The following is a 14,952-nucleotide window of genomic DNA, read 5'->3' on the forward strand; positions in this document are numbered from 1 at the left end:
GTCCGAGCGGATCATCCACTGAGGCCGTTTCCTCGACTGGAGCCGTACCCAGACCCGTGTCAGATGTCTGTGTGGCACTGTCATCGCTGGACGACTGGTCATTGCTTGACGGCAATGTCACTTCACCACTGCCATCATCGAGCAATATGCCCTCTGTCAGGCTATGCTGAGCTGGGGTTTCGCCAGCATCTGCATCTGGTGCCGCCAGATGATCACCGAGCGGGACAACATCGCTTTCATGCTGATCTGCAACGGGTGCATCACCACTCCCTTCAGCTGAAGCCGTCTGTTCGGTCGTTTGTGTGGCCTCCTGATCCACAGGTGTTTCAGTTGAAGCGTGGACATCACCGCTGCCATCATTCAGGGTGTTGTCGTCCGCCACCTGATGCTCATCCGCTTGATGGGTCGTATGTGCATCAGAATTGTCGTTATGCTCGTTCGCCGATGCAGCAGCCGCCGTATCGTGATGCTCCGCAGCCACGGCATCATCATGAACCGGATCTTCTGCAATACGGGCACTGAGTATCTGGCTACCTTCTTCCAGCCCGATGGTGATGTGAGCCGCCGTTTCGTGGCCGTTTGGCAGCACGATCTTGTAGTTGAAGGTATCCGTCGCAAAGCGATCTGTGTAAGCAAGGTTCGAGTGCGGCTGATACTTGTATTCACCATTACTGTAGATCGTCAGGTCACCATGCAGTCCCTGAATGACAGTGCCGGTAGCACTGACAGTCACAAAGCCGCCGCTGCCCTGAACCTGTAGTTTTGCAGCAAGTGGCAAGGTCCCGTCATTGTCGAGCAGATTGCCCGTCGTACCAGGATTGCTCTGGATCACATGCTGGTCAGTCAAGGTGACATTGACATCCGAGATCGTATTAACCGAACCTGCAACACCACTGATCGTGGTATGGACACGATACTGGCCCGGGACCAGATTAAGGCTGCCAACGTCAAGGGTCTTCACGACGCCGAGCAGACCGAGCGTCATAGTGTAGGTTTCTGGCGTGCCCACATTCTGCCAGGTACCACCAACAAGCCTTTGGATGACAACCGTACCGCTCGCTACAGCCGCTACCGTAACCGAAATGGTTATGGTTCCGGTGGCATCCATATTACTGCCGATAGTGAACGTATTACTGTTCGATTGAGCGCCACCCAGAAGCGCGGTGAGAGGCTGTGTCTGATCAAAGAAGGCATTATTGACCGCATTGACCCAGACAATTCCCGACGTATCCGTGTCGTCGGTGGCAACGAAGTCGTAGGTTGCAGGCTGGGTGAAGTCATCACTCCACACAAGTCCCTGACCATCGCTATCGATACGGATGTTCAGATTTGCGGTTGTATTGGCGTTGGTGAGCGGATCGTGAACCGTATAGGTAAACTGCTCGACCTGCCCGATGGCAGCCGCACTCGCATTTGGCGTGTAGGTATATGTGCCATCCTGATGGATGACCAATGTACCATACTGACCAGTGATCGTTGTACCCTGAGCACCCGCAACCACGGCATGTGCGACACCGCCAACGGTGACACTTGTAACCAGGTGGCCAGCTTCAATCGCTGCACCGTCATTGGCCATGACGTTGCCCTGAATGGCTGGAGCCTGAATACCACTTGGTTCCTGATAGTTCAGATCCTGGCCCGAGACTGCCAGATTGCCAAGCAGACCCACACTGACCGTGTTCTGAACTGCGGCAAAGGCACGATATGTACCTTCACCCAGCAGTACGGAGGCTTCGGCACGATTACCCAGAAGTGTCAGGGTAAGCAGTGTGGCATTGCCATTGCCGTCCACCGCGGCCCATGTACCGTCCGGCATCAGTTTCTGGACGATAATCGATGTACCACCTGCCAGATCCACACCCAGCGCCTGTGCGTAAGTCAGCTGCAGATTCTGCTGATGACCCTGTGCCACCGTGATACCCACGGAGTTCACGCTCAGAACACGCAGATCAAGACCCAGAATACCGACAAGTGCCAGATAGGATGCACCCGGATAAGTGACGGCGGTTGTCGTTGGCTGAATAACCACTTCTGCAGTTACATTATCGTCGACCGGCGCTGTGCTGCCCGGATCGATAATCGGTGCGGTTACCGAGCCTGGGTTTGAGAGATTGCCTGCCGCATCCTCCAGTGTGACGGACAGTTGCTGCCCCTCCCTCTGCGGAGTTGTAAGCCCAATCTGGAAGTTGCCGCTAGAGTCAACGGTTCCTTCACCGACGACAGCGTTACCTGCGCCTCGAATAATGACCGTCGTATTCGGTTCACCCTTACCGCTAACGGTCACACCATCTGGCGTGATGGTGATGTCCGTTGGCGCAAGCGGTGCCAGCGTATCCGGCACGGTCGCAGGGCTGGCCTCCGACTGATTACCCGCAGCATCAGTCTGTGAGACCAATACGTTCTGCCCGTTGCTTTGGTCCAGCGTATAGGTTGCTGTTCCACCAGCGCCGAGCGGCACTGTCGCGATAACTTGACCAAGCGCATTATGAATTGTCGCCGTGGCGTTCGCCTCACCAGTGATCGTCAGCGTACGTCCGTCAGCACCCACAGCCACTGTTGGCGCATCTGGTGCCAACGTATCCGGCAAGGTTGCTGGCGTGGAGCCTGATTCATTACCTGCCCCATCGCTCTGGGTAACGGTAACTGCCTGGCCATTCGTTTCCGGCAAGGTATAGGTCGCTTCGCCTTCCGCACCCAGTGGAACCGTCGCTATCGGATTACCTCCGGCATCATAGATCGTGGCGGTTGCACCCGGCTCACCAGTGATGGTGAGTGTTACACCATCTTCACCGACGACGACTGTCGGTGCATCCGGTGCCAGCGTATCTGGCAGGGTTGCAGGTGTTGCGCTCGATTCGTTACCTGCTGCATCGCTTTGGGTAACAGTGATCGCCTGACCATTGCTTTCCGGCAAGGTATAGGTCGCTTCGCCTTCCGCACCCAGTGGAACCGTCGCAAGCGGATTGCCTTCGGCATCATATATTGTCGCGCTTGCACCCGGCTCACCGGTAATGGTGAGCGTCACACCATCTTCACCGACAACCACGACCGGAGCAGATGGAGCAAGTGTATCCGGCAAGGTTGCAGGCGTTGAGCCCGATTCATTACCCGCAAGATCACTTTGAGTGACGGTGATCGCCTGACCGTTGCTTTCCGGAAGCGTGTAGGTTGCCTCACCCGTTGGACCGAGCGGTACCGTCGCAAGCGGATTGCCTTCGGCATCGTAGATCGTGGCAGTCGCACCCGATTCACCGGTGATGGTGAGCGTTACACCATCTTCACCAACGACAACTGTCGGTGCATCCGGTGCCAGCGTATCCGGCAAAGTTGCAGGCGTTGAGCCCGATTCGTTACCCGCCGCATCGCTTTGGGTAACGGTGACGGCCTGACCGTTGCTTTCCGGCAAGGTATAGGTCGCTTCGCCTTCCGCACCCAATGGAACTGTCGCGATTGGATTGCCTTCGGCATCATAGATCGTAGCACTTGCATCAGGCTCACCGGTAATGGTGAGTGTCACCCCATCCTCACCAACCACAACCGTCGGCGCATCCGGTGCCAGCGTATCCGGCAAGGTTGCAGAGGTTGAGCCCGATTCGTTACCCGCCGCATCGCTTTGGGTAACGGTGACGGTCTGACCGTTGCTTTCCGGCAAGGTATAGGTCGCTTCGCCTTCCGCACCCAACGGAACCGTTGCAATCGGATTGCCCTGCGCATCGTAAATCGTGGCAGTTGCACCCGGCTCACCGGTGATGGTGAGGGTTACACCATCTTCACCTACAGTTACAGCTGGGTCATCCGGCGCCAATGAATCTGGGAGTGTCGCAGCCGTTCCCGGAGACTCGTTATTCGCAGCGTTCGTCAAGGTCACAGTGACGACCTGACCATTGCTTGGATCGAGCGTAAATGTTGCACTCCCGTCGCCAGACAGGCCGACAGTGCCAATTACGCCACCTGTAGAATTGTAAATCGTCGCGGTCGTATTGGGCTCGCCGGTAATCGTCAGTGTACGACCGTCATCACCGACAGTGACATTCGGCTCATCCGGCGTATCAGAATCTGAGTCCGCGTCAGCATCCGCGTCAGCATCGGCGTCGGCATCTGCGTCAGCGTCAGCATCCGCGTCGGCATCCGCGTCCGCATCGGCGTCGGCATCGGCGTCGGCATCAGCGTCGGCATCCGCGTCCGCATCAGCGTCAGCATCGGCATCAGCATCCGCATCAGCATCGGCATCCGCGTCCGCATCGGCGTCGGCATCAGCGTCAGCATCCGCGTCGGCATCCGCGTCCGCATCAGCGTCAGCATCGGCATCAGCGTCGGCATCAGCATCCGCATCCGCATCGGCATCAGCGTCAGCGTCAGCGTCAGCATCGGCATCTGCGTCAGCATCAGCGTCGGCATCCGCGTCGGCATCAGCGTCGGCATCAGCGTCGGCATCCGCATCAGCGTCAGCATCGGCATCCGCGTCGGCATCAGCATCCGCATCAGCGTCGGCATCAGCATCCGCATCAGCATCGGCATCCGCATCGGCATCAGCGTCGGCATCCGCATCGGCATCAGCGTCAGCGTCTGCGTCGGCATCAGCATCCGCGTCTGCGTCAGCGTCTGCGTCTGCGTCAGCGTCCGCATCAGCGTCGGCATCTGCGTCAGCGTCTGCGTCGGCATCCGCGTCAGCATCGGCATCTGCGTCAGCATCTGCGTCAGCGTCAGCATCCGCGTCTGCGTCAGCATCTGCGTCAGCGTCCGCGTCGGCATCTGCGTCAGCATCAGCGTCGGCATCAGCATCCGCGTCCGCATCGGCATCAGCGTCAGCATCGGCATCTGCGTCAGCGTCAGCGTCAGCATCAGCATCGGCGTCAGCGTCGGCATCAGCGTCTGCGTCAGCGTCAGCATCCGCGTCAGCATCGGCATCGGCATCAGCATCCGCGTCAGCATCCGCGTCGGCGTCAGCATCCGCATCTGCGTCAGCGTCAGCATCGGCATCCGCGTCAGCATCAGCATCCGCGTCGGCATCAGCATCAGCATCGGCGTCAGCGTCGGCATCAGCGTCTGCGTCAGCGTCAGCATCCGCGTCAGCATCGGCATCAGCATCAGCATCCGCGTCAGCATCAGCGTCGGCGTCAGCATCCGCGTCAGCATCCGCATCTGCGTCAGCGTCAGCATCCGCGTCAGCATCGGCGTCAGCATCCGCGTCGGCATCAGCATCAGCATCGGCGTCAGCGTCCGCATCGGCATCCGCATCCGCATCGGCGTCAGCATCGGCGTCAGCGTCGGCATCAGCGTCTGCGTCAGCGTCAGCATCGGCATCAGAATCTGCGTCCGCGTCATTATCATCATCACCGCGCGACGATGCTCCGATCGCGGCACCTATGGCGCCCAGACCAGCAAGGCCTAGCAGAACCGGGCCCAAACCACCACCGCCGCCACCGGCAAGCTGATCAACGGATTGTATCTCGGAGAAATTGAAATCGGCTAAGCCATCGCTGTGATTACCGGCCCACAGCTTACCATGATCATCCTGCAGGACGAGGTCGTTATCCTCACCGTTTTGATAATGCGTATAGAAATGAACAATTCGGATTGTTTCGCCATTATGCAGTCGAATAAGGAGATCGTTGCCAATCTTCTGGTATTCCGCAATCGCGTCTGGATTGAGCGACAGTTTAACAATGCTAGGTCCTGAAAGGACGATGTTATCACCAGTAATGGTACGCGAGCTGCCGCTCACCTTATTCGTAACAACTGCAACCATGACTCTCTCCTCAACCGAAACTGAGCTTCAAGGGCCTATGTGAAACAGAACTCGAACTATTGAGAGAGCGCTTATCTATGGCATCAATATTATTTAAAATGTGAACTAAATATTAAATACAAACAGGACCAACCGCAAAGTATAAACCTCGCGTAAAGTAAAGCCATAAATCTGCACTTCATAATAGTTGCTGAGAACACCCCTCGAAGACGATAAATACCCGTCTCAAAATTTCGTTATCGGTAGAGGTTTGTCTATGCTGATATCGACTCCTTTTGTATAATAAATACAAAATGTACTAATTAAGTTGTATGTTTTGGACTACCTATCGTTGAGCTCTTCTCCTGAAGGATGCAGGGCTTGTTCCAATAATTCTCCCAAAAAAACGAGTAAGATGGACCTGATCTGCGAAACCGCACTCATGCGCGATTTCAGCAATCGGCATCTGCGTTTCCATCAAAAGGTCACGCGCCTTATCAACGCGGCGGCGAATGATGTATTGGTGCAGCGTGACATTCGTTGCCCTCTTGAACAGACGGGCAAATTGCGCAGCCCCCACTCCGGCGGTATTGGCAAGCTTATCGATAACAATGCGACGATGTAGATTTTCATCGATGTAATCGAATGTCTTTTGAAGTGTAGGAAGAGAAAGACCAGCATCAGGGTTAAGATCACCCGATGTTAGTGTAGAATATTTCGACACGACACGCGCAACAAGAAGACGCGCTATATATTGCACTTCAATGGATGAAAACCGTCCACCGACATACAATATATCTTTAACGGAATTAATTGTCTGTTCCAGGAATTCGTCATAGATGGAAAGACTGTAGTCAAGCTTGAATAGATTATTGCTAACGGATGAAAATTCTAGAAAAACATCATCCATTAGGTTCTTGGATATATATATATTTATAACTTCAGCATTACTATTTATCGAAACTTTCAAACTCTCGTCCGGAGGAATTACAATAATTGATCCGGGCTGCAGATAAAGTTCCGATAACTCTCCACCTATCTGCCAAGCTCCTTGCAGATGCCCTTTAAGGACCATGGCAACCAATAGCGAATCGACGGGCTGGAATACAGAATTAAATGGTTGCAGACGTGCCGTGTAGGCAAACAAGTTTTTCCAGCCGTGATCAGAACTTGTCTTTAGAATTTCAATAGCTTCAACGTTTCTTACATCATGGAATGCAACCAAATTCCCCTCTGTATTTGGCATATATCCTCCATAAACATTGATATTTCGGATTATCCTAAACTAATAATATCTATTAAAAAATCAAACCTATCTCCTTTCATTTTTGTGAATATCTTTAAAAATAAATCATAATAAATAGATAGCAATAAACATATTGCCCGAAATCATGAGCAAACACTTTAATTAGTAAATACTAAAATTAGAAGTAATGTTATTTTTTACATCAGCCGTTATTTTTTCTCTTTGTTCAAAGCTGAATTCCGGTCGCGAAAACTTAAATTAAATGGAAATAATTTCCATATTTGAAGACAGCGCAAGAAAATCGTCGGTAACTGCAGTCGTAAAACGCGAACAATTCCAGATATTTCGACCTCATTTGGCTCATCAGATTACAACCAAAGCGCGATTGGAAATCAGACGGGCTTCGAAACCGCTTAATGCCGTTATTGCCAGCGGCTTCCAGGCATGTGCGGCAAAGCTTCTCTGGCATCAAGGGAATTGCAGGCCTATATCTGGCTCGAAGGCCGTTCTTGCGGCAGCAATCCAATTGGCACCGAAAATGACCGTTCTTATAAACCAGCCTCATCCATCCATCGACAAGGCGTCCATCAAACAACTGGTCGACACGTTTTATGGACGTGCGCGGGAAGATGCCGTGATTGGCCCAATCTTCACGCAAGCGGTGGCGGATTGGGATCACCACCTTGATCAAATCGCGGAATTCTGGTCATCGGTCATTCTGAAAACCGGCAGCTATGAAGGGCGCCCCATGCCGCCGCATCTGCGACTTGGCTTGAAAGGCGATCATTTCGACCGCTGGCTGGAGCTGTTTGAACAGACGGCACGCGAGGTTTTCCCGCCCGAAGGTGCAATTGTATTTATCGATCGCGCCCGACGCATCGCCGATAGTTTTGAAATGGCAATCGCAACCCATGGCGGGACGATTTCTACCCCGCGCCATTCGCGTAAGCCTCTCTAAAACATATCGCGGAAAAGTAGGAACCTATCTTCGGATAAGATCAGCGTCTAAGACAAAACAAAAAGCCTGCCTCTGATGAAGAGGCAGGCTTTGAAGTTTTATGCGGCAGGCTTGGACTGTTCCGCCTTAAGCTGCTGCTTGTGGCGCAGCAACATGCCGTAAAGATCGCGCGGCTCATCCGGATCAGCCAGAAGATCGAGCTGCTCATAGAAGCCCGTATCCTGGAGCTTATCGCGAACATAGCGCAGTGCCGAAAAGTCTTCCGTAGCAAAGCCGACCGAATCGAACAGCGTAATCTGACGCGCATCCTTGCGGCCTTCAGTCTTGCCGGTGATCACTTCCCACAATTCATTGACGGGATAATCTTCCGGAAGCTGCTGAATTTCGCCTTCGATGCGGGTCTGCGGCGGATACTCGACGAAGATGTCCGAGCGACGCAGAATATCGCCATGAAGCTCGGTCTTGCCGGGGCAATCACCGCCAACCGCGTTGATATGAACGCCAGCGCCAACCATGTTGTCGGTCAGGATCGTGGCATTGAGCTTGTCGGCGGTTACGGTGGTGATGATGTCCGCACCTTCGACCACTTCTTCAACATCCTTGCAGATCACAATATCAATGCCTGCGCCTTCGAGATTGCGCGCGCATTTTTCCGAAGCCGTGCGGTCAATATCGTAAAGACGCAGCTTGTCGATGCCGAGAATTGCCTTGAACGCCAAAGCCTGAAATTCGCTCTGCGCGCCATTGCCGATGATCGCCATCGTGCGTGCGTTCTTTGGTGCAAGATGCTTGGCCGCAACGGCCGAGGTTGCAGCGGTGCGAAGCGCCGTCAAAATGGTCATTTCGGTCAGAAGCATCGGGTAGCCACTGCCAACATCCGAGAGAACGCCAAAAGCTGTCACCGTCTGCAGGCCGTCGCGCGTGTTCTTTGGATGACCATTCACATATTTGAAGCCGTACATCGTACCGTCGCTTGTCGGCATCAGTTCGATCACGCCTTCATCGGAATGCGAAGCCACACGCGGCGTCTTGTCGAAGCTTTCCCAGCGGCGGAAATCCTCTTCCACGTAATCGGCGAGTTCCTTGAGGAAGGTCTCGACACCGACGGAAAGCACCAGCTTCATCATGTGATCGACACTGACGAAAGGGACGATATTGAGGTTCGGTTGGGTCATTCTTGCTCCTTAGCATTCAGCGGCAGACCATTGATCCGCCAGCAGCGAATGCGGTTTCTGAATTCAATAATTGATGGTTGGACGATCCATGACGCTGCGGCCCAACAGGCTCGCCATCAGGTCGACCATCACCGTTGCGGTGCGTCCGCGTTCATCGAGAAACGGGTTAAGCTCAACCAGATCGAGGCTTGTCACCAGATCGCTGTCGTGCAGCATTTCCATGATAAGATGCGCTTCACGGAAGGTCGCGCCGCCCGGAACCGTGGTGCCGACAGCTGGCGCAATCGACGGCTCAAGGAAATCGACGTCCAGGCTCACATGCAGAAGGCCGTTTTCGTCTTTCACACGCTGCAGGAAGCGGCGCAGCAGCGCTGCCACACCGTGCTCATCGATAAGGCGCATATCAAAAACAGACACAGCAGTTTTCTGGATCGCATCGCGTTCTGCGGGATCAACACTGCGAATACCCATCATGCAGACATTGGCTGGATCAATCGGTGCTGCCAATGCCGGGAAATAGCCTTCGAAACCCTTTTGGCCCGTATAATAGGCCACAGGCGTACCATGCAGATTGCCACTGCCCGTTGTTTCCAGCGTATGGAAATCCGTATGCGCATCAAGCCACAGCACAAATTGCTTGCGACTCTTTTCCGCGGCGCGGCGCGCAATGCCGGGAACAGTGCCTGCTGCAAGCAGATGATCGCCACCCAGGAATATCGGGAAACCGTCTTCGCTCTCACGATAAGCGGCTTCACTAATGGCTTCGATCCAGGCGACAGCCTGCGGCAAAGCCTTGATCACAGGATTGGGATGGCTCAGTGGGCGCTGTTCAGCCGGGGCCAGATTGCCCAGATCGGTAAACTCATGACCGAGTTCACGAATCGCATCCGCAATGCCAGCGGCGCGATAACCGTCGGGGCCCATATTGCAGCCCAGACGTCCAGTGCCTTCCTGAACCGGCAATCCCAAAATCTTGCAATGCATAAAGTGCTACTCCTGAGAAATTAAAGCATTTCCAGCAAAAGTGCGAAGCGGTTTTGCGTAGGCAAATGCATAGTAACAAAAAGATGGAGCGGCTCACGATTCTGTAGCAACTGGAGCCGCTCTATCGCCATAGATTGACCATTTAAGCTTGGCGATGTGAAGCAACCGGATTGGCAATTTTAACGGTTTGGTTTATCAGAATGTCGGATTGGCTTTTCAAAATGGAGAAAACATGGACGATCTGGATGAAAAGCTTATCACGCTTTTACGTCACAATGGCCGGCGCAGCATTTCGGATGTGGCAATCGATCTCGGCGTTTCCCGCGCGACGGTTCGCTCCCGCATGGAACGTCTGGAACAGTCCGGCGACATCATCGGCTATACGGTAATCCTGCGGTCTGACGCGGTCGATCTGCCGGTGCGCGGTATCATGATGATCGAAATCGAAGGCCATGTCGCCGACCGTGTGGTCAAAGCGCTTGGCGGCTTCTCCGAAATTTCAGCCATCCACACCACCAATGGCCGTTTCGATCTGGTAGTGGAACTGGGAGCTGCGACGCTAACCGATTTCGATGCCGTGCTGCGCCGCATCCGGCTGGTGCCGGGGATCAAGGCCAGCGAAACCAATCTATTGTTGGCAACACCGCGCTCAACGCGCGCACGTCTGTAATAAAAAAGCCCGGCTCAAAGCCGGGCTTTTTATTTTATGAGTAAGTGTCTGAATTAAAAAGCGGCAGGCCATGGCGAAAATGGTGATTTTCGAGTACCGAAGCGGAGTGTAATTTGGGGTACATGAGCATCGGAACGCAGACAAATTGCCATTTGCAGACCGGCATGGCGGCTTTCTTCATTTCTATTAGGCGAGGATCGGGTAATCCGTGTATCCCTTGGCGCCACCGCCATACATATGCTGCTGATCCAGCTCATTGAGCGGTGAATTGTCCTTCAAACGACGGACAAGGTCAGGGTTGGAGATGAACGGCTTGCCAAAGGCAACCACATCAGCGCGGCCGCTTTCGATTTCCTGTTCAGCCAGTTCACGATCATAGCCATTATTGACCATCCAGGCAGCTTCGCCACCGGCATCGCGATAAACCTGCTTCAGACGCGCATAATCGAATGGCTGTGGACCCTGCTGGAAATCGCGTGGGCCGCCGGTCGCACCTTCGATGATGTGAACATATGCAAGGCCGTAAGAGGCAAGCTTTTCGAGCACATAATCAAACAGCGGCTGTGGATCGGAATCCGATGCGTCATTGGCAGGCGTTACTGGCGAAAGACGAATGCCAACCTTGCCCGGTGCAACTGACTTGGTGATTGCGTCTACCACTTCAAACAGGAATCGTGCGCGGTTTTCGATGGAGCCGCCATATTCATCGGTGCGATGATTGCTGTCCGAACGCAGGAACTGGTCGATCAGATAGCCGTTTGCAGCGTGGATTTCGACGCCGTCAAAGCCAGCCACTTCAACCGCATCCTTTGCAGCCTTGGCATAGGTCGCAACGATCTCCGGAAGCTCGCTCTTTTCAAGCGCGCGTGGCTCTGAGGTTGGTGCAAATTCGCCGGTGCCATCCGGATGCACGAGATAGGTCTTCGACTTGGCCGTGATGGCCGAAGGCGCAACCGGCTTGCCGCCATTTGGCTGCAGGCTGTCGTGCGAAATACGGCCCACATGCCACATCTGCACGACGATCTTGCCGCCTGCGCTGTGAACAGCGTCGGTGACGCGCTTCCAGCCTGCAAGCTGCTCGTCCGAATAAAGGCCCGGCACATCGGCATAGCCCTGCCCCTGATGGCTGATCGGCGTTGCCTCGGTGATGATGAGACCAGCACTTGCGCGCTGTTCATAATAGGTGACGTTGAGGTCGTTTGGCACAGCGCGGGGCGAGCGATTGCGCGTCAGCGGTGCCATAACGATACGGTTGGCAAGCTTGAGATCGCCGACTGTAACTGGATCGAACAATGTGGCCATAGATACATTTCCTTCAAGTGGGAACGATTGGGCAAATGGGATTAAAGATCGGACAGTGATTTGAGCAAGGCGGCAATCGCCTCCTCATCGCGCTTGTAGAAGGTCCATTGACCAACGCGGTGGGGCGTAATCAGCCCCGCTTTCGTCAGCACGGACAAATGAGCAGAAACGGTGGACTGGGAGAGGCCGCACCGCTCGAACTGACCGGCGCACACACCCATCTCCAGGGGCATGTGCTGAGCGGAGAAATGCTTCTCCGGCTGCTTGAGCCAGCTTAAAATGTCGAGACGAACTGGATGGCCAAGTGCTTTGAGTATCTCGTCCAACGGCATAGCCAATGAATTAGGCTGTGCTACAGATTGAATGTCCGACATCATAGTCACCTCGCTGATCTTCGTTCATATCGTCATTTCACGATATATGTATCGCTCAATTCCGATTTTAAAAGACCCTGCGCGTTCACAGGCGCGTGAACAAAGAATATACATGCTTTCCTGTGGACCATTATGGCGGTCGTGATTGCGTCAAAAACCTATCCGACTATGTTCGCGTAAAGATTTGAGATTGGAATGAATATGGCCAACGATATTAAGCGAATTGCCGCAATCATTGCAGCGGAGATCAACGCAAAGCCCGAACAGGCCATAGCAGCCATTGGTCTTCTCGATGAAGGCTCGACTGTGCCGTTCGTCGCCCGTTACCGCAAAGAAGTCACCGGCGGACTTGACGACACGCAATTGCGCACGCTGGATGAGCGACTTTCTTATCTGCGTGAGCTTGAAGCACGGCGCACTTCCATTCTGGAATCGATCCGCGGGCAGGAAAAGCTGACGCCGGAACTGGAGCTGAAAATCGCAGGCGTCCAGACCAAGGCCGAGCTTGAAGATCTGTATCTTCCCTATAAGCCTAAGCGCCGCACCAAAGCAGAAATCGCCCGCGAACGTGGTCTTGGACCGCTTGCCGAAGCCATTCTCACCGACCGCAGGCTGGTTCCCGCAGAGATTGCCACACAATATGTCACAGGCGACGTTGCCGATGTCAAAGCAGCTCTTGAGGGCACACGCGACATCATTGCCGAAGGCTTCACCGAGAATGCTGAACTAATCGGTAATCTGCGTAACTATCTCAAAGATCGCGCTGTTCTGCGCTCCCGAGTTGTCGATGGCAAACAGGACGCTGGCGCGAAGTTCTCCGATTATTTCGACCATTCCGAACGCTGGGCAAATGTTGCAGGCCACCGCGCTCTGGCCATGCTGCGCGGCCGCAACGAGGATTTTCTGTCGCTCGATATTGAAATCGATGCTGATGACACCTCGCCTGTAAAGCCGGTCGAACGCAAAATTGCAGCCGCCTATAATATCGGCGCAACCCTGCCCGGCGACCGCTGGCTGATGGAAGTTGCAGGCTGGGCATGGCGCGTCAAGCTCTCGCTCTCCTTGTCACTCGACCTCATGCGCGACCTGCGTGAACGCGCCGAGGAAGAAGCAATCAACGTCTTCGCCCGCAACCTCAAAGACCTGCTGCTCGCAGCCCCTGCCGGTTCTCGTGCCACCATGGGCCTTGATCCGGGCATCCGCACCGGCGTCAAAGTCGCAATCGTCGATGGCACTGGCAAACTGCTCGACACAACGACGGTCTATCCGTTTCCGCCAAAGAACGATGTGCGTGGCACACAGGCAGAGCTTGCAAGCCTGATCCGTAAATACAAGATCGAGCTGATTGCGATTGGCAACGGCACAGGCAGCCGCGAAACCGAACGTCTTGTCGTGGATATGCTCAACGACCTGCCAGCGCCCAAGCCGCTCAAAGTCATCGTGTCGGAAGCAGGTGCATCGGTCTATTCGGCGTCAGAAGCCGCAGCGAACGAATTTCCGCAGCTCGACGTATCGCTGCGTGGTGCCGTTTCCATCGCCCGCCGCCTGCAAGACCCATTGGCGGAGCTCGTCAAGATCGAGCCTAAATCCATCGGCGTTGGCCAGTATCAGCATGATGTCGATCAGTCCCGTCTGGCACGTTCGCTCGATGCAGTGGTCGAAGATGCGGTGAACGCTGTCGGGGTTGATCTCAACACGGCATCCGCCTCACTGCTGGCGCGTGTATCGGGTCTGGGAAAGTCTCTCGCCGAAGCAATTGTTGCGCATCGCGACGACGCCGGTGCCTTCAAGAACCGTAAGGAACTTCTGAAAGTAGCCCGCCTCGGCAACCGCGCTTTTGAACAATGCGCAGGCTTCCTGCGTATCGCCAACGGCACCGAGCCGCTTGATGCGTCCTCCGTTCACCCGGAAGCCTATGGCGTTGCCAAAAAGATCGTTTCCGCCTGCGGCCGCGATGTGCGCAGCCTCATGGGTGATAGCGCAGCACTTAAAAGCCTTGATCCGCGCGTCTTTGTCGATGAGCGTTTTGGTCTACCAACCGTGCGCGACATTATCGCCGAGCTTGATAAGCCGGGTCGCGATCCCCGTCCTGAATTCAAAACCGCGACCTTTGCCGATGGCATCGATGACATCAAGGATCTGAAACCCGGCATGATGCTGGAAGGCACCGTCACAAACGTTGCTGCCTTTGGTGCCTTTGTCGATATCGGTGTGCATCAGGACGGACTTGTCCATGTTTCGCAGCTCGCTGATAAGTTTGTCAAAGACCCGCATGAAGTGGTCAAGGCTGGCGATGTGGTGAAGGTGCGCGTGACCGAAGTGGATGTGCCGCGCAAGCGCATCGGCCTCACAATGCGCAAGGACGGTGGCGAAGCCCCTGCCCCGCGCAACAATGCGCAGCGCGACACGAAACCTGCACAGAAGCAAAACTTCACCCCGCGCAAACAGGAACAGCCGTCAACCGGCGGTTTCGGTGCAGCCCTTTTGGAAGCGATGAAGAAGAAATAGGCTAGAG

General features: G+C 54.6%; 9 protein-coding genes. 3 read left to right on the forward strand and 6 right to left on the reverse strand.

Translation table 11 applies throughout. The features are described 5' to 3' along the window. Both CEV34_RS26650 and CEV34_RS03105 read right to left on the reverse strand, forming a co-directional pair. Nucleotides 1–5,749 (reverse strand): BapA/Bap/LapF family large adhesin (locus CEV34_RS26650; protein WP_143853299.1); only part of this gene is annotated, 5,749 nt, incomplete at its 3' end. A 325-nt stretch (nucleotides 5,750–6,074) separates the two neighbouring features. Then, nucleotides 6,075–6,974 (reverse strand): helix-turn-helix domain-containing protein, encoded by a 900-nt coding sequence (locus CEV34_RS03105; protein WP_007876156.1) that lies wholly within the window; start codon nucleotides 6,972–6,974, stop codon nucleotides 6,075–6,077. 538 nt (nucleotides 6,975–7,512) lie between these two features. On the opposite strand from CEV34_RS03105, the gene CEV34_RS03110 reads away from it, so the two are divergent. After that, a complete protein-coding gene (locus CEV34_RS03110) occupies nucleotides 7,513–7,932 on the forward strand; it encodes a group III truncated hemoglobin (RefSeq protein ID WP_007876161.1) in 420 nt (139 codons plus the stop codon). 98 nt (nucleotides 7,933–8,030) lie between these two features. On the opposite strand, the gene CEV34_RS03115 is transcribed toward CEV34_RS03110, so the two are convergent. After that, nucleotides 8,031–9,107, reverse strand: coding sequence for an ornithine cyclodeaminase (locus CEV34_RS03115; RefSeq protein ID WP_007876164.1), 1,077 nt, complete (start codon nucleotides 9,105–9,107; stop codon nucleotides 8,031–8,033). Between the two features lie 63 nt (nucleotides 9,108–9,170). Next, on the reverse strand, nucleotides 9,171–10,091 hold the full coding sequence (rocF, locus tag CEV34_RS03120) for an arginase (RefSeq protein ID WP_007876166.1): 921 nt from the start codon (nucleotides 10,089–10,091) through the stop codon (nucleotides 9,171–9,173). 232 nt (nucleotides 10,092–10,323) lie between these two features. On the opposite strand from rocF, the gene CEV34_RS03125 reads away from it, so the two are divergent. Further along, nucleotides 10,324–10,761 carry an Lrp/AsnC family transcriptional regulator gene (locus tag CEV34_RS03125; RefSeq protein WP_007876167.1) on the forward strand — a complete coding sequence of 146 codons (438 nt, stop codon included), beginning with the start codon at nucleotides 10,324–10,326 and terminating at the stop codon, nucleotides 10,759–10,761. Between the two features lie 186 nt (nucleotides 10,762–10,947). Here the strand turns inward: CEV34_RS03125 and CEV34_RS03130 are convergent, their stop codons facing one another. Continuing rightward, nucleotides 10,948–12,063, reverse strand: coding sequence for an alkene reductase (locus CEV34_RS03130; protein ID WP_007876168.1), 1,116 nt, complete (start codon nucleotides 12,061–12,063; stop codon nucleotides 10,948–10,950). Nucleotides 12,064–12,104: 41 nt separating this feature from the next. Then, nucleotides 12,105–12,395, reverse strand: coding sequence for an ArsR/SmtB family transcription factor (locus tag CEV34_RS03135; protein ID WP_007876169.1), 291 nt, complete (start codon nucleotides 12,393–12,395; stop codon nucleotides 12,105–12,107). Nucleotides 12,396–12,638: 243 nt separating this feature from the next. Between CEV34_RS03135 and CEV34_RS03140 the strand changes: the two genes are divergently transcribed. Beyond that, nucleotides 12,639–14,945, forward strand: a complete 2,307-nt coding sequence (locus tag CEV34_RS03140) for a Tex family protein (protein WP_007876170.1) — start codon at nucleotides 12,639–12,641, stop codon at nucleotides 14,943–14,945. Nucleotides 14,946–14,952: the final 7 nt, after the last annotated feature.

It is taken from the genome of Brucella pseudogrignonensis (assembly GCF_002252525.1).
GTDB lineage: Bacteria > Pseudomonadota > Alphaproteobacteria > Rhizobiales > Rhizobiaceae > Brucella > Brucella pseudogrignonensis.